22 protein-coding genes and 1 pseudogene are annotated in these 23,061 nt (G+C 71.0%); 12 read left to right on the top strand and 11 right to left on the bottom strand.

Features of this window, described 5'->3' with window-relative positions; translation table 11 throughout:
- Positions 1-182: 182 nt before the first annotated feature.
- Complete coding sequence (locus ACFVVX_RS20495; RefSeq protein ID WP_387947486.1) at positions 183-3,032, bottom strand: polysaccharide lyase family 8 super-sandwich domain-containing protein; 2,850 nt, start codon at positions 3,030-3,032, stop codon at positions 183-185.
- Positions 3,033-3,373: 341 nt separating this feature from the next.
- Between ACFVVX_RS20495 and ACFVVX_RS20490 the strand changes: the two genes are divergently transcribed.
- The 6 genes from ACFVVX_RS20490 to ACFVVX_RS20465 all read left to right on the top strand — a co-directional run bounded on the left by ACFVVX_RS20490 (position 3,374) and on the right by ACFVVX_RS20465 (position 9,686).
- On the top strand, positions 3,374-4,423 hold the full coding sequence (locus tag ACFVVX_RS20490; RefSeq protein WP_387947484.1) for a substrate-binding domain-containing protein: 1,050 nt from the start codon (positions 3,374-3,376) through the stop codon (positions 4,421-4,423).
- A gap of 319 nt (positions 4,424-4,742) precedes the next feature.
- Positions 4,743-6,200 carry a sugar ABC transporter ATP-binding protein gene (locus ACFVVX_RS20485; RefSeq protein ID WP_387947482.1) on the top strand — a complete coding sequence of 486 codons (1,458 nt, stop codon included), beginning with the start codon at positions 4,743-4,745 and terminating at the stop codon, positions 6,198-6,200.
- Positions 6,197-7,228: an ABC transporter permease gene (locus ACFVVX_RS20480; protein ID WP_387947480.1), complete on the top strand. Its 1,032-nt coding sequence runs from the start codon at positions 6,197-6,199 to the stop codon at positions 7,226-7,228. Before ACFVVX_RS20485 ends, ACFVVX_RS20480 begins: the two co-directional genes overlap by 4 nt.
- A gap of 309 nt (positions 7,229-7,537) precedes the next feature.
- Entirely contained in the window at positions 7,538-7,900 is a 363-nt protein-coding gene (locus ACFVVX_RS20475; RefSeq protein ID WP_387947478.1) for a cupin domain-containing protein, read from the top strand.
- 136 nt (positions 7,901-8,036) lie between these two features.
- Complete coding sequence (locus ACFVVX_RS20470) at positions 8,037-8,621, top strand: TetR/AcrR family transcriptional regulator (protein ID WP_387947476.1); 585 nt, start codon at positions 8,037-8,039, stop codon at positions 8,619-8,621.
- An 84-nt stretch (positions 8,622-8,705) separates the two neighbouring features.
- Positions 8,706-9,686, top strand: coding sequence for a zinc-binding dehydrogenase (locus tag ACFVVX_RS20465; RefSeq protein WP_387947474.1), 981 nt, complete (start codon positions 8,706-8,708; stop codon positions 9,684-9,686).
- A gap of 123 nt (positions 9,687-9,809) precedes the next feature.
- Here the strand turns inward: ACFVVX_RS20465 and ACFVVX_RS20460 are convergent, their stop codons facing one another.
- The 4 genes from ACFVVX_RS20460 to ACFVVX_RS20445 form a co-directional block, all read right to left on the bottom strand.
- The gene (locus ACFVVX_RS20460; RefSeq protein ID WP_387947472.1) at positions 9,810-10,703 is read right to left on the bottom strand and encodes a hypothetical protein; all 894 of its coding nucleotides are present in this window, start codon (positions 10,701-10,703) and stop codon (positions 9,810-9,812) included.
- 504 nt (positions 10,704-11,207) lie between these two features.
- Positions 11,208-12,197: an aldo/keto reductase gene (locus tag ACFVVX_RS20455; RefSeq protein WP_387947470.1), complete on the bottom strand. Its 990-nt coding sequence runs from the start codon at positions 12,195-12,197 to the stop codon at positions 11,208-11,210.
- Positions 12,198-12,433: 236 nt separating this feature from the next.
- Positions 12,434-13,348, bottom strand: a complete 915-nt coding sequence (locus ACFVVX_RS20450) for an arginase family protein (RefSeq protein WP_387947468.1) — start codon at positions 13,346-13,348, stop codon at positions 12,434-12,436.
- Between the two features lie 53 nt (positions 13,349-13,401).
- Positions 13,402-13,656 carry a hypothetical protein gene (locus tag ACFVVX_RS20445; RefSeq protein WP_387947466.1) on the bottom strand — a complete coding sequence of 85 codons (255 nt, stop codon included), beginning with the start codon at positions 13,654-13,656 and terminating at the stop codon, positions 13,402-13,404.
- On the opposite strand from ACFVVX_RS20445, the gene ACFVVX_RS20440 reads away from it, so the two are divergent.
- Positions 13,649-14,083, top strand: a complete 435-nt coding sequence (locus ACFVVX_RS20440) for a DegT/DnrJ/EryC1/StrS family aminotransferase (RefSeq protein WP_387947464.1) — start codon at positions 13,649-13,651, stop codon at positions 14,081-14,083. The genes ACFVVX_RS20445 and ACFVVX_RS20440 overlap by 8 nt on opposite strands.
- A 23-nt stretch (positions 14,084-14,106) precedes the next feature.
- Here ACFVVX_RS20440 and ACFVVX_RS20435 read toward each other — a convergent pair whose 3' ends face one another.
- Complete coding sequence (locus tag ACFVVX_RS20435) at positions 14,107-14,985, bottom strand: glycosyltransferase family 2 protein (RefSeq protein WP_387947462.1); 879 nt, start codon at positions 14,983-14,985, stop codon at positions 14,107-14,109.
- Between the two features lie 29 nt (positions 14,986-15,014).
- Here ACFVVX_RS20435 and ACFVVX_RS20430 point away from each other — a divergent pair, with 29 nt between their 5' ends.
- Both ACFVVX_RS20430 and ACFVVX_RS20425 read left to right on the top strand, forming a co-directional pair.
- Positions 15,015-15,257, top strand: coding sequence for a hypothetical protein (locus tag ACFVVX_RS20430; protein WP_387947460.1), 243 nt, complete (start codon positions 15,015-15,017; stop codon positions 15,255-15,257).
- Between the two features lie 121 nt (positions 15,258-15,378).
- Positions 15,379-15,723, top strand: a complete 345-nt coding sequence (locus ACFVVX_RS20425; protein WP_387947458.1) for a hypothetical protein — start codon at positions 15,379-15,381, stop codon at positions 15,721-15,723.
- A 188-nt stretch (positions 15,724-15,911) separates the two neighbouring features.
- On the opposite strand, the gene ACFVVX_RS20420 is transcribed toward ACFVVX_RS20425, so the two are convergent.
- From ACFVVX_RS20420 to ACFVVX_RS20400, 5 genes and pseudogenes are all read right to left on the bottom strand, one after another.
- Entirely contained in the window at positions 15,912-16,616 is a 705-nt protein-coding gene (locus tag ACFVVX_RS20420) for a hypothetical protein (RefSeq protein WP_387947456.1), read from the bottom strand.
- Between the two features lie 111 nt (positions 16,617-16,727).
- Complete coding sequence (locus ACFVVX_RS20415; protein WP_387947598.1) at positions 16,728-17,426, bottom strand: hypothetical protein; 699 nt, start codon at positions 17,424-17,426, stop codon at positions 16,728-16,730.
- 57 nt (positions 17,427-17,483) lie between these two features.
- On the bottom strand, positions 17,484-18,518 hold the full coding sequence (locus tag ACFVVX_RS20410; protein WP_387947454.1) for a LuxR C-terminal-related transcriptional regulator: 1,035 nt from the start codon (positions 18,516-18,518) through the stop codon (positions 17,484-17,486).
- Between the two features lie 20 nt (positions 18,519-18,538).
- A complete protein-coding gene (locus ACFVVX_RS20405) occupies positions 18,539-18,979 on the bottom strand; it encodes an ester cyclase (protein ID WP_387947452.1) in 441 nt (146 codons plus the stop codon).
- A gap of 182 nt (positions 18,980-19,161) precedes the next feature.
- A pseudogene (locus ACFVVX_RS20400) lies at positions 19,162-19,308 on the bottom strand (hypothetical protein); the annotation flags it as partial.
- Between the two features lie 602 nt (positions 19,309-19,910).
- Between ACFVVX_RS20400 and ACFVVX_RS20395 the strand changes: the two are divergent.
- From ACFVVX_RS20395 to ACFVVX_RS20385, 3 genes are all read left to right on the top strand, one after another.
- A complete protein-coding gene (locus ACFVVX_RS20395) occupies positions 19,911-20,078 on the top strand; it encodes a hypothetical protein (RefSeq protein ID WP_387947450.1) in 168 nt (55 codons plus the stop codon).
- Positions 20,079-21,036: 958 nt separating this feature from the next.
- Positions 21,037-21,696 carry a response regulator gene (locus ACFVVX_RS20390; protein ID WP_387947596.1) on the top strand — a complete coding sequence of 220 codons (660 nt, stop codon included), beginning with the start codon at positions 21,037-21,039 and terminating at the stop codon, positions 21,694-21,696.
- Between the two features lie 125 nt (positions 21,697-21,821).
- Entirely contained in the window at positions 21,822-22,886 is a 1,065-nt protein-coding gene (locus ACFVVX_RS20385) for a sensor histidine kinase (protein ID WP_387947448.1), read from the top strand.
- The last annotated feature ends 175 nt before the right edge of the window (positions 22,887-23,061 follow it).

The raw sequence follows: 23,061 nt of genomic DNA, 5'->3' as shown, positions 1-23,061 counted from the left end.
GGTGCGAGCACCCTAACGCCCCGACGGGCAGGATCGAAGCGCTCGGGTGCTGCGCCGGCGGTCGGATCCCCCTGGTCGGATCCCCGCGGTCGGTGCGGTCGGTGCGGTCGGTGCGGTCGGTGCGGTCGGTGCGGTCGGTGCGGCCCGGTGCAGTCGAGGGCGCACCGGGCCGCGGAGCGGGATCAGTACAGGACTTCGAGGATCGGCCGGTCGCCGGCCGTGCCGGTCCGGGAGGCGAGGTTGACGAGCGGGCCGGAGTCGGTCTGGGTGAGCGCCACCGTCAACGGGCCGGTGGCACCGTAGCGGGCGGCGACGTGGGAGGTGACGTCGAGGGGGATCCACTCCGCGGTGGCGCCGACGGGTGCGTCGGCGAGGGCGCTGCCCAGGGCGGGCTGGTTGTTCCAGGTGACACCGGTTTCGCTCCAGGCGGCGGTGACGGCGCGTGCGGTGAGGGTGGTCTGGGTGCCGGCGCTGTCGTCGGTGCGGCCGTTGACCCAGAGCACGGCTCGCCTGGGGGTGGCGGTGACGCCGGACAGGCTGAAGGAGAGCAGGCTGCGGCGGGAGTACCCGGTGGTGCTGTTCTTGACGACGAGTTGGGTGTCGTTGCCGTAGTTCGTGCCGGCGGAGGAGCCGTCGCGGACGAACGAGTCGGCGGTGGCGGGCAGTAGTGCCGAGCGGACCGGTGTCACGGTGGAGCCGGTGCCGAAGGTGATGGTGCGGCTGCCGCCGAGGGTGCCGCCGACCTCGGCGATCACCGTGACGGGGTCGAGGCCGAGTACGGAGATGCCGGGGCCGCCGGAGGCGGTCGTGTAGCCCTTGCGGGCGACGGTGACGGTGATGGTGGCGGCGTCACGGGCGGAGTCCGCGACGGCGATGGTCAGCCGGCCGCCGCTCTCGCGTACGAGCACGGAGCAGGGCGCCGAGACGGTGATGGGTCCGGCCGTCCCGGCGGTCCAGAAGTTGGCCGCCGTCACGCCGGTCGCGGTGTCGGTGACGGCCTGAACCGAGGCGGTGTTGGCGATGACGGTGATCCCGGGGTTCGCGGCGCGGGAGGCGGTGGCGGTGGCGGTGGCGCCCGGCAGCAGGAGGTAGGCGTACCCGCCGCCGGTGGGGTCGGTGCCGTGGTCGATCCACAGGGTGAGGTAGCGGCGGGTCTGCGGGGTGGTCGGGCCGCGCTTGGAGAGGTCGCTCCACTTGCCGGTGCGCTGCTCGCGCAGGGCCTTGAGGGTGGTGTTCTGCAGCAGGACGTAGCCGGCCTGGCCGGCGATGTTCGCCCAGCCCGCGTCTGCGAAGTCCTGCGACCAGCCGAGTGTGTTCGGTTGGGCGGTGCCGTCGACGGTCAGCGCGGGGGTGCCGGTGGCACCGAGGTTGCGGTTGTCGACCACGGTCTCCACGGGGACGCCGTCGGTGGCGGTGATGCCCGCGCCGAGGCAGACCACGCCGTCGGCGAGGCAGAACCAGGACTTGCGGGCCGCCAGGGTGGACTGCACCCCGCGGGTGTCCTGGCCGACGACGGCGAACTCGCCGTCGGTCGCGCCGCCGGCCCAGGTGTTGCCGGGCCGCTGGGCCGGGAGTCCGCCGCCCGCCCCGTCGGCGAGCGCCTTGGTGGAGACGGTGGTGCCGGGCAGCCGGTAGGGGTTGACGGTGGGCCAGAACTGGTCGGTGTACTGGCCGCCGTTGCCGGTGGACGGCCACCAGTAGGTCATGCCGGAGCCGGTGTGCCAACCGCGCTGGTTCTCGCCGACGGAGTTGATGTTGCCCTCGTAGAAGGCGACCCGCTGGGAGGACATGGCCAGGGCGAGGGCGAAGCCGGGCCGGCGGTGCACGGATCGGTCCGCGCCCCCCTGGATGCGGTGCTCGACCGGTTCGGGGGCGGCGGTCAGCGTGCTGTCGGCGAGCACCGCCGCGTAGGTTGCCAGCCGGGGCAGGCTCAGGGCGGGGTCGGCGAGCGGCGGGGAGTAGGTGTCGCGTTGCAGCCAGCCCTTGGCGCGGGCCCGCCAGCGGGCGGCGGAGGCGGTGTCCGCGCAGGCGGCGAGGTCGAGCACGGTGGAGACGGCGTCGCGGCCGCGGGTGTGGTCGTCGGTGTTCCTCGGGTCGCCGGGGCTGCCGGAGGCGATGAACCGTCCGGAGACGGCGTCCATCGTCAGACCGTTGTGGACGAACGGGGACACGGCGGCGTCCACCGCGGTGAAGACGTTCTGCACCTGCGGGTCGGTCACCGTCCAGGTGGTGCCCTTGAGCAGGGTGAGCAGGGTCGCGACCCCGTCGAGGAGGATCAGGCCGTAGTGGCCGATGTAGGGGATGCTGTCGTGCTGGATGAAGGAGCCGTCGCGGTACAGGCCCTCGCCGGAGACCACGAAGGGGAACACCGGGGACAGCGCGTCCCTGGCCAGGGCGAGCTTGGCGGCGTTCTTGCCGACGATCCCGCGCATCGCGTAGACGAGGCAGTAGTCCACGCGGTTGGCACCGGTGCTGGAGCCGGTGTAGGAGGCGACCTTCGAGTCGGGAACGTAGTGGTCGACGGCCGCGGTGTAGGCGCTGACCTGCGCGGGGGTGAGCTTGTCGAACATGGCTGCGGTGATGGTCATCGACAGCTGCGGGGTGCCGATCTGCCAGTCCCACCAGTTGTCGTAGTTGCTGCCGGTGGGGGTGTAGGCATGGGCGGCGAGCCAGTCGAGTGCGGTGACGATGTCGGCGGCGAGCCCGGCGTCTCCGGTCAGCCCGGTCGCCGGGTAGCGGTAGGCGTCGAGCAGCTGCAGAACGCGCCGGTAGCTGCTGGTGACGCGCCCGGAGACCGAGCCGATCGGCAGGTCGGGCCAGAGCGAGGACGCGGTCGGGGCCATCGCGGTCCGGATCGCCGAGGCGTCGGTGCCGAGAGCGGAGAGCCGGTCGGCGAACGGCGCGTCGGTGGCGGTGAACGACGGCAGGGCGGTGAAGCGGGCGCGGAGCTGGTCGAACTCGTCACCGGCGGCGAACGCGGGGAGTCCGGGCAGCAGGAGGGTTCCTACCGCGCCCAGGCCGGCCGTGATCATAAAACGTCTGCGGGACAGATCCATGGTGAACCTCCGGGTGGGGAAGGGTGACCGCACCCTAGGAGCCCCGCCCCGTCATCCACCAGAAATCCAAGCGAAACGATCAGAAGCGAACATGCCCGACCCGGCGCGAGAGCCGGATGGCCCGGGGTTGTCGCCGCCGAGTGGCTCGTTATCGATCAGAAGCAAACACCAATCAGTGGGTTCCGCGTATGAAGCGTTGACATCTGATCGGTTCACCGGTTTCCTGTGACCCGTCATGTTCGACCATGTCTGTAAGTGATCGATATTGAGGGTTTCGGTCGACGTTCCCACCCTTCTCCCACCTCAAGGGGACACTCATGCTCAGCGCACACACCCGCAGACTCGCCGCCGCCGCGACAGTCGCACTGGTTCTCCCGCTCACCCTCACGGCCTGCTCCACCGGCCGGGAAGCCGCCTCCGGGGGCGACGCCCCGGTGGCGAAGGTCGACGGCAAGATCTCGATCACCTACCTGCAGAAGCAGGGCGACCAGGAGTACTTCGTCGGCGAGGCCGCCGGGGCGAAGGCGAAGGCCGCCGAGCTGGGGGCCGACCTGAAGGTCGTGAACCTCGGCAACGACGCCAACAAGACGATCAGCGAGGTGCAGGCGGCCATCGCACAGAAGTCCAACGGCCTGATCATCGTGGTGCCGGATCCGGCGGTCGGACCGCAGGTGGTCCAGGCCGCGAAGGACGCCAAGGTGGCGCTGCTGACCTCGGACGACCAGATCTGCACCAACGGGCCCGACCCGGCGGTGTGCGCGAAGGACAACCTCGTCCCGCGGATCGGGTTCTCCGGCGCCCAGATGGGCGGCGAGGTCGGCAAGCGCGCGGCCGAGGAGTTCAGGAAGGCCGGCTGGAACCCGGCCGAGACCCGCACCATCTCGGCCTGGAAGCAGGACGTCACGGTGTGCGGCGACCGCGTGAAGGCGGCGAAGGAGGCGTTCGGCACTGCCGCCCCAAGTGTGCAGAACATCGATGTGGCGACCGACAACACCCCCACCGGCGCCCAGGACAGGGTCGCCGCGACGGTGACCGCCAACCCCGGTGTGAAGAACTGGGTGGTGTGGGGCTGCAACGACGAGAACGTCCAGGGCGGTGTCACCGCGCTGGCGAACGCCGGCATCGGGGCCGACCGGGTGATCGGTGTGGGCCTGGGCGCCTACCTCGCTTGCAAGAACTGGGGTTCCGGCAAGCCGTCCGGGATGAAGGCCGCGCTGTTCATCAACGGCAGGGACGTCGGAGCGCTGGCCGTGCAGACGATGTACGACAAGCTCAAGAACGGCAGGGAGTTCCCGAAGGAGGCGTTCGCGCCGACCACGATGGTCGACGCCGCCACCTGGAAGTCCGCCGGCGTCAGCTGCAGCTGACCCCCCCGGAGCGGCCGGCGCTGCGCGTCGGCCCGCCGCGCCTCCGGTTCCCGAGGCTGCCCTGACCACGGAGCCGGAGGCGCGCGCGAACCTCTCGCGCCGACGCCGAGCAACCGCCTTGCCCGACACCTGCCGCCTCGCGGCGGATCCGCGTCCCGAACAGCTCCGCCCGCCTCCGTCCGATCCCTGAGGACCTCCTGTGAGCTATGCCCATGACCCGGTTCCCGGCCCCCGTCCACCCGGCGGTTCGGATACCGCACCGGCCGTCGGCGTGCGGCACCTGTCCAAGCACTTCGGTGCCGTGCGAGCCCTTGAGGGCGTGACCCTGAACTTTCCGGCCGGTCAGGTGACCGCCCTGATGGGGGAGAACGGTGCCGGGAAATCGACCCTGCTGAAGATCCTCACCGGCGATCACCAGCCCACCGAAGGCAGCGTGGTCATCGACGGCGAACCGGTCCGGTTCGCCTCGCCCACCGCCGCCCGCCGCGCCGGGATCCGGATCATCCCCCAGGAACCTGAGATCATCCCGCACGTCTCGGTCGCTGAGAACGTCTACGCCGGCGCCCTTCCCCGTACGGCCGGCCGACGACTCGACCGTGCCGGACTGCGCCGACGGATCACCGCCGACCTCGAACGCCTCGGCTTCGAGAAGGTCATCGACCCGGACCTCCTCGGGTCGCAACTGACTCCAGCGCAGAGGCAGTTGGTGGAGATCCTGCGCGCCCTGACCGGGCCGGCGAAGGTGATCGCCTTCGACGAGCCCACGTCCTCGCTCTCCGAGCACGAGGTCGACGCCCTCTTCGCGCTGATCCGCCGCCTGCGGGACCAGGGCGTCGCCGTCGTCTACGTCTCCCACCGGATGCAGGAGATCTTCCAACTCGCCGACCGCATCGCCGTCCTGCGCGACGGCACGCTCGCGGGCGTCCAGGACGCCGCCTCCACCGACGAAGGCGCACTCGTCCGCCTCATGGTGGGCCGCGACCTCTCCGCGATGTTCACCCGCCGGTACGTCGCCACCGACCGCCTCGTTCTCGACGTGCGGGGCGTCACCACCGACCACGTCACCGGCATCGACCTGCGGATCCACGCCGGCGAGGTGGTCGCACTGGCCGGTCTGATCGGCGCCGGACGCTCCGAACTCGCCCTCGCCCTGGCCGGCGACCTGCCGATCCGCTCCGGCACCGTCACCCTCGACGGCAAGCCGCTGCCCTCCGGCCGGACCGGCCCCGTCGTCCGTGCCGGGCTCGGCCTCGCCCCGGAGGAGCGCAAGGCCCAGGCGCTGTTCCTGCACCGCTCGATCCGCGACAACACCTCCACTGTCGTCCTGGAGCGCCTGCGCCGCTTCCGCTTCGTGCGCCGCGCCGCGGAACGTGAACTCGCCCAGGAGTACACCGACCGGCTGCGGGTCCGCACCCCCTCCATCGAGCACGAGGTCCGCAATCTCTCGGGGGGAAACCAGCAGAAGGTGGTCCTGGCCCGCTGGCTGGCCCGCAAACCCAAGGTCCTCATCCTGGACGAGCCGACCCGCGGCATCGACGTCGGCGCGAAGGCCGAGATCTACCGGATCATCGCCGACCTCGCCGAGGAGGGCGTCGCGGTCCTCGTCATCTCCTCCGAGCTTCCCGAGGTCCTCGGCCTCGCCGACCGCGTCGTCGTCATGCAGAACGGCCGCATCACCGGCGAACTCGACCGCGCCGACGCCACCGAGGAGGCCGTTCTCCACCTCGCCATGGCCGACGACCTCACCCCCGCCCGCATCCCTGGAGCATCCTCATGAGCGCCACGACCACCACCCCCCGGGCCGGCGGCCCCGACGCCCACGAGAAGGCGAGCCCGCTGTCGGTCCTGGCCTCGGTGGGCGGGCAGAACCTGAGCCTGATCGGCGCCCTGGTCGTGGTCCTCGCCCTGTTCGGCCTCCTGAACGACAACTACCTCAGCATCGCCAACATCCAGGTCATCGCCGAGGCCGCCACCATCACCGGGCTGCTCGCCATCGTGCAGACCGTGGTCATCATCTGCGGCGGACTCGACATCTCCGTCGGTTCCCAGGCCGGTGTCGCCTCCGTCGTCTCCGCGATGGCCTTCACCTCGGCCGGATCCAACGCCTACCTCGGCATGGCCGCGGCCTTCGGCGTCGGTGTCCTGGTCGGCATCTTCAACGGTGTGGTCATCGTCTACGGCCGGGTCAACCCCACCATCGCCACCCTCGCCGGCCTGGCCGCCTACAAGGGCCTCGCCCAACTCCTGTCCGACGGCCGCGCGCAGGGGTACGTCCTCAACGACGACGTCTTCGTCTTCCTCGGCCGCGGCAAGCTCGCCGGCCTGCCCGTCATGGTCTGGATCCTGATCCTCACCGCCCTCGCCGCCCACGTCCTGCTCAAGTACACCGACATCGGCCGCAACCTCTACGCCATCGGCGGCAACGACACCGCCGCCCGCCTCGCAGGCATCAACATCAACAAGTACCTGATCGCCGTCTACGCCCTGATCGGCGTCGTCGCCGCGCTCGCCGGTGTCCTGCTCACCGCCCGTACCGGCTCCGGGCAGCCCGTCTCCGGCAGCGAGGGCCTCGAACTCAAGGCCATCACGGCCGCCGCCCTCGGCGGCGCCGCACTCAAGGGCGGCAAGGGCGGCATCGGCGGCACCCTCCTCGCCGTCGCCCTCCTCGGCTGCCTGGAGAACGGTCTCACCGTCCAGGGCATCAACTCCTTCTGGCAGAACCTCGCCCAGGGCGCCCTCCTGGTCGTCGCGGTGGTCATCCAGCAGCGCCGCAGCGGCGGACGAGCGGTCGGTCTCCCCGCCTGACCGGCACCCGGACCGCTCCGGGCGGCCCGCCGCAGGCCACCTCGTCGCAGCGGTGGCCGGGCCGGCCACGGAGACGGGCCGGCGGTACGGCCGCCGAGGGCCGGCCGTACCGGCTGCCGCTTCGACTCCGAGAACCCGGGGCACCGCCGACCTGTACGGGTGGGGGAGAAGGCGGCAGGGGAGAAGACGGCACGGGCCACGAGCCACGGGCCTGTCGCCGTCGACCTCGCGGTCCGTCCGTGCGGAGTCGAGACTGGAGGGAGAAGTCCCGGTGTTTCGGTGTTTCGGTGTTTCGGTGAGGAGCACGCCATGTCCGGTCTCGTACGCAAGAGCCTCGACACGCCCGAGGAAGTCCGTCCCTTCGAGCAGAACGCGGGGAAGGTGGAGCTGGTCAACCTGGACGCCGGAGCGGTGGGCCGGGGAACGTTCGAGCCGGGATGGAAGTGGTCGACGCACGTCGGGCCCATCGCGGGCACGGAGAGCTGTCAGGCCTCGCACATGGGTTACGTGATCTCCGGCCGGATGCACATCGTCATGGACGACGGCGAGTCGGCGGAATTCGGTCCCGGTGACGTCATGGTCTGCCCGCCGGGACACGACGCCTGGGTCCTGGGCGACGAGGCCTGCGTCGTCATCGACTGGCAGGGCTTCACCGACTACGCCAAGAAGTGACGCGTCGGCCCTGACCCGCACCGCTCACGGCACGCTCCACACCGGCTCGGCCGGCCCTCCGGGCGCCGCGGGCCTCCGGGGCCCGGTCCGCTCAGCGACCCTTGTTCTTGAATGGTCGCTCATGTATGTTCCTTCCATGCCCAGGCCCCGCGAGTTCGACCCCGACACCGTGCTCGACCAGGCGATGCGGCGGTTCTGGGAGCGCGGATACCGGGCCACGTCCATCGAGGACCTGGTGAAGGCCACGGGCGTCAAGCCCGGCAGCATCTACAGTGCGTTCCCCGGCGGAAAGCACGCGCTCTTCGTGAAGTCGCTGGAGCGCTACTCGAAGCTGGTCGTGCCCCAGAAGCTGGGGGAGCTGGAGGCGCCGGGCGCATCGGTGGCGGAGGTCCGGGGCTACTTCGACGGGCTGGTGCGCGACCTGCTCAGCCCCGAAGGGCGCCAGGGCTGCCTCCTGGTCAACACGGCGATCGAGAAGGCCGCCGAGGACGACGAGGCGGCGGCCGTCGTGCGCGGCCACCTGGCTCGCCTGGAGCGGTGCATGACCCGTGCCCTGGAGAGTGCCGTCCGCCGGGGTGAGGTCCGTGCCTCGCTGGACGCGGGGGGCAGCGCCAAGCTGCTGGTCGCGACCTGTCAGGGGCTCATGGTCGTCGGCAAGGCGAACCCCGACGAGGCGCTCCTGCGGGCCATCGTCGACAACGCCTTTGCCGTGCTCGCCTGACGGCACAGGACTTGGGGCCACCGTGCGCGGTGGCCCTTTCGTCGGCCCAATACTTGAATGACTAATCAAGAATGAGGTTCGGACATGAAGGCCATTGTCATATCCGCCCACGGCGGCCCCGAGGTGCTCACCGTCACCGAACTGCCAGACCCGGTGGCAGGGCCGGGCGAGATCCTGGTCAGGGTCAAGGCGTTCGGCCTCAACCACGCCGAGGCGTACATGCGCAGCGGGGCCTGGGGCCAGGTGGCCGCCGTCCCCGGGATCGAGTGCGCCGGCCTGGTCGAGACCGACCCCTCGGGTGAACTCGCGGCAGGGACGCGGGTGGTGGCGATTCTCGGCGGTATGGGACGGACCCGCAACGGCAGCTACGCGGAGCTGGTGAGCGTCCCGGCGGCGAATGTGGTGGCCGTGAACTCGCGGCTGCCCTGGGCCGATCTGGCCGCGGTGCCCGAGGTGTACGCCACGGCGTACAGCGCCCTGTTCGGCAACCTCGCCCTCAAGACCGGGGAGACGCTGCTGGTCCGCGGCGCGACCTCGGCGCTCGGGCAGGCCGCGGTCAACCTCGGCGTCCGGCACGGAGCGAGCGTGCTCGCCACGACCCGCAACCCGGCGCACGCGGCCCTGCTCAAGGAACTGGGGGCCACCGACGTCCTGATCGACGACGGCCGCCTGGCGGTGGAGGCCGACCGGCGGGGCGTCGCCGTCGACGCGCTTCTCGACATCGTCGGCAACACCGTGCTGCGTGACTCGCTCGCCGTGGTCGGGCCGCGCGGGCGGGTCTGCCAGGCCGGCTTCCTCGGCGGATTCGCACCGGTGGCGGACTTCGACCCGATCGCCGACCTGCCCAGCGGCGTCCAACTCAGCTTCTTCGGCAGCGCCTTCGTCCTGGGAACCGCCGCCTTCCCCCTCTCGGACGTTCCGCTGGACGCGATCTATGCCCAGGTCGAGGCCGGTGCCCTGAAGGCCCGCCCCACCAGGATCTTCGCCTTTGACGAGATCGTCGAAGCCCACCGGGTCATGGAGGCCGGCCGGGCCCTGGGAAAGATGGTCGTCACTCTCGACTGACCTGTCTGCGGCTCCGCGGGGCCCGCGGGCCCCGGCAGGCCCGGCAGGCTCGACGTCCAGCCCCACACGGGATGTGGCGCCCCGCCCGGGAGTCGGGTACTGCCCGGGCGGGGGCGAGGTGGGTCAGCCGGTGGTGGCGGGGGCGGTGAACTGCTCGCGGGGCCCGAAGTCCGTGTAGGTCACGGTGATGGCGGAGGTGACGGTCGTGGCGCCGCGCGGGACCTTCATGGACTGGCTCTGCGCCAGGATGCGGCCGGCCCGGTCGATCCAGACGTCGTAGTCCTTCCCGTTGACGCCCTGATCGGACATCTTCTGGGCTTCCTTGGGGTCGATGGCCTTGATCTGGTCGACCGTCATACGAGCGCCGAGGTGGTACGCCGCGACCCCGTTCTTCTGCTCCATGCCCTTGCGGGCACCGGGGCCGGCCTCGACGAGCGCCTTGGCGAAGAGGGCGCCGGTGTCCTGGGGCGAGGAGGCTTCGCTGTTGCTCAGGCTCCAGGCGCTGTCCGCCTTGGTCTTGTCACGCATGTAGGTGCCCTTGCCGGTGGCGAGCGCCTCCATCCAGAGCGTCGGCTCCTCGCCCTCGCCGAGCATCATCTTCGTCTCGGTCCGGGCCTCATAGGTGGGCGTGTTCACGTTGACCCGGCCGCTCGCGGTGATCACGGACCCCTGGCCGTCGGCCGTCGCGGTCGTCTTCATGGCCAGCGTCGCGGAGTACGGCGTCCGGTCGGCCTGGGCCAGTGCCACCGCGGGGTCGAACGCTCCGGAGGCGTCGACCGGGGCGCCCGTGGCACCCGCGGTCGCGGCCGGCGTCGGCGTGGTGGTCGCCGTGGGGCTGGGCGTTGCCGCCGACGCGGTCGCGGTCGGCGTGGCACTCGCGCTCACGGTGGCACCGGTCGTCGCCGAGGCGCTGGCGGTCGGCGGGGCGGACTGTGCGTCGCCGTCGTTGCAGGCAGCCACGGCGGACAGGGCGAGCAGCGCGGCGGCGGTGGTCAGGGTGGTGCGGCGGATCGTCACAGAGGTCTCCGGTCAGGTGGATGAACAGGAGAACACTTTCACGAAAAATACCCACCTCTCGACGCCGCTTGCGATCGTCCCGCCGTGGTGGAGCCCGCTGCCCTGGGCAGGACCGGCTGCCCCGCGCGGCACCGGGCGGCCTCCGGTGTGTCCGCCCTGGACAGGACGGTCAGTGCATCGGCGTTCCCGGGCTCCGCTTCGGCCCACTTCTGCAGGGCCCGGAGATCGATGGCACGGTCGGACAGGTACTGCACCCGGTGGTCCTTGAGCGCCCAGTCGTCGCCCCACGGACGCGGACGCCGGGGGCCGGGCTGCCGGGGCGCAACGGCGGCCGCCGTCCCGCGAACGGGACGACGGCCGCAACACCCCGGTGAGCGGGGCGGCTACGCGCCGAGCGCGAACATCTCGTTCACCGCCGCCGCCTTCTCAGCTCAGCCGCGGTCATGCGACCTCGGCCACCTGGAGGAGGCGTCCGGCCAGCGGAGGCCGGTCAGCGGCGGTCGTTCAGCGGTTGACCGTGCGCATTCCGTTCTCGTCGTAGCGCTCGCCCTCCACCTGGGGCAACTCGGTCTCGATGCGGGCCAGGTCGTCATCGGTCAACTCGACGTCGACCGCACCCGCGTTCTGCTCCAGGTAGGTGCGGCGCTTGGTACCGGGGATCGGCACGAGGTCCTCGCCGCGGGCCAGTACCCAGGCGATCGCCAGTTGGGCCGGGGTGACGTGCTTCTCCGCGGCGATCTCCTTCACCTTCTCGGCGAGCCGGAGGTTGGCCGTCAGATTGGCCTCGGCGAAGCGCGGGTTGGTGCGGCGGAAGTCGTCCTTGTCGAGCTCGTCCGGGGAGCTGAAGCGGCCCGCGAGGAAGCCGCGGCCGAGCGGGGAGTACGGCACGAAGCCGATTCCGAGCTCCCGGCAGGTGGGGAGCACCTCGGCCTCCACGTCCCGCGTCCAGAGCGAGTACTCGCTCTGGACTGCGGTGACCGGGTGGACGGCGTTGGCGCGGCGGATGGTCTCGCCGCTCGCCTCGCTCAGCCCGATGTACCGCACCTTCCCCTCGGCGACCAGTTCACCGAGCGCGCCGACGGTCTCCTCGATGGGCACGGCCGGGTCGACCCGGTGCTGGTAGTACAGATCGATCCGGTCGGTGCCGAGCCGCGCGAGTGAGCCGTGGACCGAACTGCGGACGTGCTCGGCCGAGCCGTCCTGGCGGCCCACGGTCGACATGTCGCCCGGAACGGCGTCGTCCATGCGGTAGTTGAACTTCGTGGCGATCACGTACTCGTCACGGTGCCCCCGGACGGCCTCGCCGACCAGGGACTCGTTGGTGAGCGGTCCGTAGACCTGCGCCGTGTCGAGGAAGGTGATGCCGAGGTCCAGGGCGCGCCGGATGGTCGCGACGCCCTCGTCCTGGTCGGCCGTGCCGTAGAAGGCGGACATCCCCATGCAGCCGAGGCCGATGGCCGACACCTGGAGGTCCCGCAGACTGCGCTGTTGCATGTGCCGTGCCAGCCCTTCGTCTTGACTCTTCCCGATTCTTCCCGTGGCCCGACGCCTTCCGACGCCCCGGTCCGGGCGGCCGGTCGGCCTCGTCTCCCCGGAGAGGACCTTACGGCGCCGGGGTCTTCCGGAGGCGGACCGGCACGGCCGGGTGCGGGACGTCGGGTGCGAGGCCTTGCCGTACCGGCGTACCGGCGTACCGGCGTACCGGCGTACCGGCGCACCGGCGTACCGGCTCACGGGGCCGAGGGTGTTGCGCGCAGGGCGTGTTGAAGGCTTGCGATGAACCGGTGGAGAACGGCGGGGTGTCCGGCGGCGCGGGCGGGGTTGAGCTCGCAGATCGAGAGCACCCGGAAGCGCGGGTCCCGGCAGGCGGTGTCCAGCGCCTCGGACAGCGCGTCGAGCGTGGGGCCGCTGTTGCGGCCGTCCGTGCTCTCGGCGAGCGGCGCGTCGGTGAAGTCCAGGACGTCGACATCGAGGTGCACGGCCAGGGGACCTGACGGAAGTGCACCGAGGGCCCGTGTCACCTCGGGTCCAGGCCTGGTGGCGAGATCGGTGTGCGAGCCCCACCACAGGCCCAGGCCGCTTGCCTGCTCGCGTTCCCAGGAGGTGGCGGCCTCGGGGTCGATGCCGAGGAGGTGGACCTGGCCCGGGGTGAGCAGCGGGCGGCGGGCGAAGGCGGCCGCCAGCGGCTCCGCGGCTCCGGGCAGGTCCAGTCCGTGGGCGAGCCCCATCCAGTCGAGAGCGCCCTCGCGGGTGCTCGCAGGTGTGTTGAGGTCGAAGTGCCGGTCGATGTAGAGCAGGCCGGCGTCCGGATCGCGTTCTGTGAGAGCCGCCATCACGCCCAGTGCGACGGTGCAGTTGCCGCCGATGACCAGAACGTCCGCGTCCTCCTCCAGCGCTCCGGCGACGTGGTCGGCGACCGCCCTGACGGCCTGGACCACCGCTGCGAGGTTCTGGGCCCGCGGGTGCTGCGGGTCGGGCGCCCACACGTGCAGCGGCCCGTCCCCCGCATCCCGCACCCGCCGGCCCACCGCCCTCAGACGCTCGACCAGGCCCAGCTCGCGCAACACGCCAGGCGCGGCCTCCTGTCCGGGCGCGTAGCTGCCCGCACTGGTCGGCGCGCCCACCACAACGAGATCCCGTCGCATCCACCCATCATCGCCGTCCCCCCGGACGGGCGCGAGCGGGCTGCGTCTGCGAGTCACCACGGGGAGTGGCGGTGCCGCACGGAGGAGAAGCGGGTGGCTGCCTCGGTTGCGCGCTGCGCAAGATCGGCGGCCCCGGGGATGCCTCGCCGCGAGTAGACGGCCATCGCGGAGTTCAGGGTGATGACCTCCCTGCTGTTCCGTTGGGAGGCCACACCGTCCGTGGTGTCGAGGAACTGGTTCCAGAGGGCCACGGCTTCCTCGTGCCGGTGTTGGGAGGCCACCGATTTGGCCAGGTTTGCGATGGTCAAGCCACGGACCCGGGACATCACCGCCGCGGTCGGCCTCCAGCAATGGCGCAAGCTGCCTGACTTCACCGAGCGCCGGGCCCGGATTGCCGCCGCCTACGACCGTTCGCTGGCCGGTTTGCCGGGGCTGCGACTGCCGACCGTCCTGGACGGCGTCCGACACGGCTGGTTCCTCTACGCCGTCCTGATCGACCCTGTCGGCGGCAGGAGCCGGGACGGCGTGGCAGACGAATTGCGGGAGATCCACGGGATCGGCACGAGCGTCCACTTCAAGCCGGTCCACCGGCTCGCCGCGTACCGGCACGTCGAAACGGATCTGCCCGTCACCGAACAGATCGCGGCCCGGCAGCTGTCCCTGCCCTGCTATCCGGCCATGACCGCGTCGGACGTGCAGCGCGTCATCGAAGCCGTCCACACCGTCTGGACCTGACGCAGGGGGTACTGCGCCGGCTGTCAGAAGACGGGCGGCCGGCCCAGCTTCGCCATCCGCCACACCGTGCTCCACCGCATCGGCCGACGCGGCGGACACGGCACCCGCACACCCTCGAAGAACCCGCCCCACCATGCCTTCAATCCCGCCAACGGCGGGCGGCGCAGCAGGGTGTAGGCGATCCAGGAGGTGAGGTAGACCGGCACCAGAGGAGCGGGAAGGTGCCTCTTGGCCAGCCAGACGCGGTTGCGTGCGGTCATCCGGTAGTAGGCGGCGTGCCGGGCGGGGTCGGTACGCGGGTGCTGGAGCACCAGGTCCGCGCGGTAGTCGATGCCCCAGTCGGCGTCCAGGGCCCGCCAGGCGAAGTCGGTCTCCTCGTGCGCGTAGAAGAACTCGGCGGGGAACAGACCGACCTGGTCGATGACGCTCATGCGGATGGCGTGGCCGCCGCCGAGGAACGTCGTCACCGGCCCGGACTCCATGGGGTCGCTCGCGCCGAGGCGGGGGACGTGGCGGCGCTGGGTGAACCCGGTCTCGTCCGCGATCCGGAAGGAGGCGATACCAAGCTTCGGGTCCTGCTCGAACGCCTCCCGGATCAGCCGGAAGGTGTCGGTGCGCGGAAGTAGGCCGTCGTCGTCAAGGACCACCAGCACGTCCGTGCCGCCGATCTCCCGTAGCCGCTCGACGCCGGCGTTCCGGCCGCCGGGGATGCCCAGGTTCTCCGGCACCTCCACCGCGTCCACCCAGTCGGGCAACGGGGGCAGCCTGATGCCCTGCCCCAGCACCACGGTCCGAACCCCGCTGTCGCCGCCCTCCTGGGCCTCGACCGAGTGCAGGAGCGCGAGCAGCTCCGCAGGCCGGTTTCCCATCGTCAGCACCACCACGCCCAGCGTGACGCCCATCGCACCCGATCCCAACTGAGGAGCCCTTCATGATCACATCGACACCCCGGTCCGACGGCGCGCCGCTGCGCGAGCTCGCCGAGGCGGGCCGGCTTCCGGACCACCAGTACATGGACCGGGCCACGCTCTCCTGGATCGCCTGCAACCGTCCCACCGGTCCGGGAATCGGGGCCACCCTGCCACACCGCCCGCTCCTGCTGGTACCCGACGACTCCTGGTTCGCCCACTGGTGGCCCGACCCCGACCGGATGCCCGGGCCCGTTCCCTCCTGAGCCCCACCGCTCGCCCACGACCTCGTGGTGCTCAGCGAACAGGCCCGCCTCGACGGCGCCACCAACACCCGGGCCCTGGAACTCGCCCTCCACGCCGCCCTGCCGGAGTAGGAGAAGCCCCGTGCACGCCGACTGGCACCATGCCCACACCGACTACGACGGCCCACCGGTCCACCCGGCTCCCGTCGGGCTCGCCGAGACCGAAGCCGACTGGTGCCAGCGCCTCGAACAGACTCCCAACGGGCGGCTGCTGCGCGACAACGCCATGCTCCGCACGCTCACCGGCCACGCCCCGATGTACCTCCTGCACCTGACCCGGTCCCTGGACGCAGTCCGTGCCAGCGGGCAGCTCCTCGCCTCCACCGGCTGCCTGGTCGGCGCTGTCTACGGCTCCCCGCTCACCCCGGTGCCAGGCGGCGGACTGCGGCCCCACAATCTCGGCGAACCGCGCTTCGGCGGCTCCTAGTGCCGCGTCAGGCAACTTTTGCCCGTCAAGGAGCGGCGTCCGGTGCGTGCTGTCGGCGTGCCGGCCGGAAGTCCTCGTACTGGACGTACTTGGGCTTTCGGCCGGTGCGGCGAGAGTGCGTGCCGGGCGTCGCGACGGGGCGAAGGTTGCCTGACGCGGCACTAGCGCTCTGCGATGATGCGCCGGATTCAGGCGGGCCCGCGGATGCCCGAACGGTCGACCCGTTTGCGGCACCACGCTTGGCCGGCCGCGGAGTTGGCGGACCAGCCGTCCCTCAGATGGTGCCGGACCAGCCACGGCCGGAGCGGTGGCGGGAGGCACTGCGGGTAGGGCACGCGATGGCAGGTGTCCGCGACTGCCTCGACTGCGGCCCACTGGGGGCCGTCCGCCGAGCGGGTGGGGCCGACGAGGGCGAGGATGTCCTCGAACCCGGCCGTGAGGACGGCGTCGCACCAGCCGGTCGCCCCCACCCGGCGTCCTCGGCCGGGGGTCGGAGCCTGGACCTGGACCTGGACCTGGACCGGGGTTGTGGCAGGCCCGGACCGAACGGCGGCCGGGAGCGCGGCGCAGGCGGCGGCCAGTTCGGCGGCAGCCTGGGGGCCTGCGAACTCTCGGACCGTCGTCGTCAGCCAGGCCCGACCGACCGGATCGGCCGCCGACCAGCCGGCGACCAGCGCCGCCGTCCCGTCCGCCCCCTGCGCCCGGGATGTTCTGACGGCCAGGCAGGCACCCGCGAGCCCGGCGACACAGCGATCTGCCTCGGCGAACCCGGGTGTCAGGCCGAACACCGCCGCCTCGGCCGGTAGGACGCCGTGGCGCGCGGTCGCCCGGATGGCGAGGAACCCCCTGGTCGTGCAGTGCCACAGGGCCCGCAGGGATCCGGCGCTCTCCATCAAGGTCCCTCCTGAACGGTGGTGGTGGAGTGACACGTCGAGGTGTTCCGTGTAGGGCTGGACGTCGCCACGGACGGCTGGACTCCCCAACGAATCAAAGGCAGTTGAAGCTCAGATCACATCCCCGGCCGGCTGCGGGTAGCCGATCTCGGAGATGTCCTCGGCCAGGTCTGTGAGGGTGGCCTCCGAGTTGAGTGAGGACACGAGTGTCTGGCTCAGCGGTCGCAAGGCGTACACGTCGCGTACCGCGTCCAGGTCCACGGGAACCTCGTAGTAGTCCTCGGCGTAGCGCTGGAACGCTTCCGGCGAGCGGTCGACCAGGAGCGCGAAGAGACCCGTTGCCCCGTCCGGGTCGGAGCAACCGGTGGGGAAGTCGATCACGCCGTGCTGCCACCGATCGTCCGTCGCCCCCCGCCACAGGCAGGCCGTCACGACGGGCACGTCGTCCTCGTCGGTGAACGCCGGCTCCGTTACGAAGTGACTGAAGACCTCCGGGACATCGTCGATCACACCCGGCCAGGGCTCGCCGTCGTTGCCGTACGGGCTCATCGGAGCTTCGTGGTCGAAGCCGCGGACACAAGCCCCGGCCGCCGAGAACACGATGGAGTACTCGTCGCCCGACCCGTTGCGCATCGAGGCCATCTCCTCGCGGTCGGCCCACCCGGCGTTGAAGGAGTAGTACCGGCCTTCCCAGTCCGGGCTCAGGATCGCATCGAGCATCGCCAGCGAGCGGCACAGGTTCTGCAGGTCGGCGATGGAGGGGAGCTGGCGAGCGATGTCATAAACAGTCACGTGCTCATCCAAGCGGATGCCTCCGACACCCGGTGTCGTCCGGCCGGGTCTCGACCTGCGGCTCGGTCGGCCTTCCTATGCGAACCGTGGCAGGTCGGCCAGCACTACGGCGACCAGCTCGCGGCGGCTGCGGACACCGAACTTGTCGAAGACGGCGGTCAGGTGCTCCTGCACGGTGTTGGCGGAGATGTGGAGCTCGTCGACCAGTTGGCGGGTGGAGTATCCCCGGATGACCAGGGCTGCGACGCGGGTCTGGGCGTCGGTGAGTCCGTGGGCGCTGAGCAGGACCGCTCCGAGTTCCGCCGGTCGGGCCGGTTCCACCACCACGCCGATCTGCTGGCCCAGGCGGCTGGTGTGCAGGGCGATCCACCGGCCCGAGCGCCCTCGGACACGGACGGTCGAGGGCACCGGGCCGGCGGCGGCCGCGAGCACGCTGACCGGGAGCCGGCCCGCGTCCTGCCGGTCGTGGTCGGGGAAGTCGGCCAGCCAGTGCTCGGCTTCGGGGCTCATCGACACGGTCCTGAGCGTGGCGTCGAGCAGGATGAGACCCACCCCGTCCGGGTCGGCGGTGGCCGTGGACGGCGGGGATGCGGTCACCGCGGTGCGCAGACCGGTCGCCAGCACCGGAGCGATGCGCCGGACCAGGCCGACTTCCTCGCTGGTGAAGCCCGAGGAGGAGGCCTCCCGGTGCAGGCAGAGCACGCCCCAGCAGCGGTGCCCGGTGACCAGCGCGGCGCGCAGTTCGTCGCCCAGCCCGAGGGGGGCCATGATCTCCCGGTAGCGGGCGCTGTCCGTCCGGCTGCCGTCGGTGGCCCGGTCCAATGAGCCGACCGGATCCGCCGCCCGGGCAAGGCCGGCGAACTTGTTGACGTCCGCCCGCCCGAACTCGTTGTCGAGGAACAGCGCCGTCGCGGGACCCAGCGGGTCCTCGGCGGTCGCCGAGGTGAACAGCAGGGTCACCGGATCGACGGTCGCGAAGAAGGCCGCCTCCGCCGGCACCACCCGGCGCAGACGGCCGAGAATGTCCGTGCCCGGCGCGGTGGTGTCCAGCCCGCCGCGGCACCGTCGTTCGATGTCGGCGAGTCGGCGCTCCACCGCCGCACCTGCCACAAACACGACTGTACTCCCGGCTACCCCGGGCCCTGGGCGAGCCCGAGCTGGCGCAGCAGCCCCAGCTCGTCGAGCCGGCCCCAGCGCTCGACGATGCGGCCCTCCCGGACCCGGAAGATGTTGATCCCGCGAAGCGTGACCGTGCGGCCGGTGGCCGGCGCGCCGAAGATCTCGCCGAGCTGGGTGCCGGTGGCGCTGAAGTGCTCCACGACCAGGTCGTTCTCGGCGACGAGGAAGTCGGCCGTGGCGTGCCAGTCGGGGAAAGCACCGCGGAACAGGGCGGCGGCCGTGCGCATGCCCTCACGGGTGCTATCGGAGCCGACGGGCGGGTCGTGGTTGAGGAAGTCCTCGGCGAGGTACTCGTCGACCGCTGCGAGGTCGCCCTTGGTGAACAGTGCGTCGATGAAGTCGCGCACGGTCTGTCGGTTGTCTGCGATTTGGTTCTTCTCGATGACGTCCATAGCCACAGTCTTCGACGTCGCCCGGGTGCCCGGTACCCCAAGAAGCTGGGGTTTCTCACCGTGCACTCGCACCGCGTACCCGCACCCCGGCACGGATCATCGGTGGAGGCCATGGAGGGGTCACCTACGGAGGGGGTACCGGGGCCGGCCGTGACCGGGCATGGCGAGCAGCGATACGCGTGTCACTCGGTGTCGGTGGCTACCGGGACCTCGTCCTCTCGAATGATGATGTGCTCCTCGCCTTCGATCTTGATCTCAGTGCCTGCGTACTTGCCGGACGGAGTCTTGTCCTCGGCGGGCACCGTCGCGTTGCTGTCCTCGGTCATGTCTTCTACTTCTCCTTCCGGTCGACAGGGTGCCGACCCGCACTGATCCTGTCATGACTGACCGTCACCTGGCTGTCAACCTTGACGGATCGGGAGGGGTCTTGGAGGTGCCAACTGGTTGAAACGACAAGCAATCTGATGTGATATCAGGACTTTGAGAAGTTTCAGATGGCACCGGCCCACCGCGGGCCGAAGGTGAGTATCCCGGTCCATGGTGATCTGCCGGTCGAAGAGGCCTGGCGCGCGGGCTCCCTCCGTGCCCGGTCGATCTCCTCGTACCCGGTGATGCCGCCATTGAGCAGGCCTTCCCGCGTGGCCTGATTTGTGCGAACGGATTGTCGAGATGGTGTCGAAGTGTCCGGTTGTGCTGGTCGTTCTCCTAGGCTCGCGGCAACACGGGCGGACCGTCGCAGTCCCGCCTGCTCCTGAGCCCGTGGAGCGGCGGGCCCGTGTTTCGTCGATGAAGGAAGAGCGAGGAAGAGATGGCTTCTACGCCTAGCGAGCCTTATGGGACCGTCGTGAGCGACATCGGGGTCCGCCAACGGGAGTACCCCAGCACCGACTCCTCCGTCGTCGGTAGCTTGCCCGAAGGCGCCAAGGTCGGCTTGCGAGCGAAGGTGAGGGCCCAGAACGTCGACGGCAACGACATCTGGTACCTCCTGCGCGACCAGCGCACGTGGGTCGCGGCCCGGTACGTGATGAACACCGGCGATGTGAAGTGGGCCAAGGACGCGGTGGTGCCCGGGGCGGCGGGCCAGGAGGCGGCGGGGTAGCAGGGGGAACACCGGCGGTCGGCAGCCGCGTTGCTCTGAGGCGCCGGCTGCTGCCCGGCGAGGAAGCGCCAAGGCCGAGCTCCGGTCCGCGGTCGGCCGCCATGCCGGCGGTGGGGCCGTGCACGAGATCCGCGCCAGGTTCCGGTCGCAGGGCGACCCGAGGCGCGACGAGGGCCCAGCCGCGGGTTGCGGCTGGGCCCTCGCGGTGTGTGGCCGTAGCCGTTGGTGGGCGCACCTGCGGCGTTCGGGTCCTGCCAGTCGAGGTGGAGGGCGGTGAACATGGGGAAGGCCCGGAAGATCCGGGCGAGGGAGTCGGCTCACGCCTCCCGGGACTTGGCCTCCTTGGCGATGTTGTGGAAGGCCTCGCTCAGCTCTCCCAGCCGCCGACGTCGATCCTCGAGCAATGAGTCCGATCGCAGTCGTCGCAGAGCGACCCGAGCTCGGAAAGGTGTACATCCGGGCCGGTGTACGAAGGTCCCATTTTGCGGGGTGGAATCCACAGTTAGGTTCAGCCACGGAGGGAGAGGCGCTCGGCTTTCTCGTGCCCATCGGTTCAGAGGAATTGAATTACTCCCGTCGCGATTGTGCTGTTCCAGCCGTTCCAGCCGTTCCAGCCGACCGGTGCCGACTCGCCCCCAGGGGGAGGCGCCGCCGCAGGGATCGTGAGGCAAGCTGCACGGCGCGAAAAGGCCTACGACCACCGATTCATCCACTCACGACCATGCGGACCGGGGCCCGGCGAAGCGAGAGCCCGGAGGCACCCCCGGAGGCACCGGCTGGACCTGAACTTACCCGGCGATCGATCGGATACGGTCGGATATCGTCTGGCGGCGGCTGCGCGTTTGCGGCTGCGAACGGGGCGGGCCCGAAACGGTCGACCGGATCCGGTGGAACAGAACGACGTGGAACAGAACGACGTGGAACAGAACGACGTGGAACAGAACGGCAGGGCATGAGCGTGATCCGGGTTGTGGTGGTCGATGACGAGGCGCTGATACGGTCGGGTTTCAGCCTGCTCCTGAACGCCTCCGCGGACATCGAGGTGGTGGCCGCGGTCGCCGGCGGACAGGCCCTGGACGCCGTCGCCGCGCACACCCCGGACCTGGTGCTGCTGGACATCCGGATGCCCGACATCGACGGCCTGATGGTCCTGGGCCACCTGATGCAGCTGCCGCAGCGGCCCGTCGTGGCGATGCTGACCACCTTCGACTCGGACGAGTACATCGTGCAGGCCCTGCGCTCGGGCGCGTCCGGCTACCTCCTCAAGGACACCGACCCGGACGACCTCGCCCGCCAGGTCCGGTCGTTGTACGGGGGAGCCGCCGTGCTGGCCCAGAAGGTCGTCGCAGCGGTGATCGACGGCTACCTCAGCCACCACCGCGAACTCGCGGCCGCCGCCGCACACACCGCCCGCCTGAACGAACGCGAGCACGACGTCCTGCTGCTCATCGCGGAGGGCCTCTCCAACGGTGAGATCGGCCGACGTCTGCACCTGAGCGAGGGCACGGTCAAGGGCCACGTCAGCGTGGTGCTGGCGAAACTCGCGGTCGACAACCGTGTCCAGGCCGCCCTGTGGGCCCAGCGTGCGGGCCTGCTCGCCGAGAGCGGGGCACGGTGAGCGCGGCCGGGTGGGCCGTCGGTACACGGGTGAAGCCCCGGGCCGGGTGGTCCCTGCCGTCGTGGGCGGGGGATGCCCTGCCGGCACTGGGGCTGCTGGCCGTCGATTGGGCCAGTGCACTGGCCATGGCCCGCTACCAGTTGGACCCGCAGTACCACTTCGTGGGTTTCAACGCTCAGGTCGTCATCTGTGAATCCCTGGCCGCGCTGGCCCTGCTGTTGTGCAGGCGGTATCCGGTCCTGGTGTTCGCGGTCACCCTCCTGCTGATGTTCCTGCCGCAGGGAGCTTCGGTATTTCCGGCCCTGCTGGCGCTGTCCACGTTGGCGGAGCGCTCGTTGTGCTGGACGCTGGGCAGTTCGGCGGTCTATCTGGTGGTGGACTCCTGCCGGTACTGGCGGACGCCCAGTCCGTACGACCTGACGGCCGACCCCCTGTACGTTTCTCATCTGACCCATTCGGTCCTGCTGGTCTGTGCGGCAGTCTGTCTGGGGCGGTTGTGCCGGGCCCGTCGGGACCTTGCCCGGAGTCTGGCCGAGCTCCGCGAGGCCCAGGAGCACCAGCGCGAGCTGCACGCCCAGGCCGTCCTGGCGCGTGAACGGGCGCAGCTGGCGCGGGAGATGCACGATGTGGTCTCGCACCAGGTGAGTCTGATCGCGGTGCGGGCCGGCGCCCTGCAGGTCGGTACCGGGAGTGCCGACACGAGGGAGGCGGCCCGGACGATCCGGAAGCTGAGCGTGACCACGCTGGACGAGCTGCGGCACATGGTCACCCTGCTCAGGGCCTCCGGCAGCCGGGACACCGGGATCGCCCCGCAGCCCACCATCGAGCAGCTCGCGGACCTGGTGGCGGGCAGCGGACTGGACGCCCGGCTGGTGGGCGAGGTGCCCGCCGACGCCAGTGCGGCCGTGCAGCGGGCCGTGTACCGGATCGTCCAGGAGGCCCTGACCAACGTGCGCAAGCACGCGCCCGGGGCCACCGCCGTGGTCGAGATCTGCTCGTTGGGACCGGGCGTGGACGTGACCGTCACCAACTCCGCCCCCACCCGGCCCGGCCTGCGACTGCCCAGCTCCCGCCACGGGCTCATCGGCCTGCGCGAACGCGCCGAGAACCTCGACGGCACCCTGACCAGCGGTCCCACCGGCACCGGCGGGTACCGCGTCCACGCCGCACTGCCCAACCGCAAGCACTGACGGTGGCCACCGCGCCACGCACAGGTCCGCCAGGACCGGCCGCCGATACCTCCCCGGCCGGACCGGACCCCGCCGATCGGGGGTGCGAGGTCGGCCACCCGGCAGGCAACCCCCGGCCGACCGGCGGGCGGGAGGGCCGGCCGTCCGGCGCGTTCGTCCAGCCGATCGGGGGGTC

It is taken from the genome of Kitasatospora sp. NPDC058170 (assembly GCF_042883905.1).
In the GTDB taxonomy this organism is placed as follows: Bacteria; Actinomycetota; Actinomycetes; order Streptomycetales; family Streptomycetaceae; genus Kitasatospora.
Note: the sequence above shows the minus strand (reverse complement) of the source record. Positions and strands in the feature narration are given on the sequence as shown.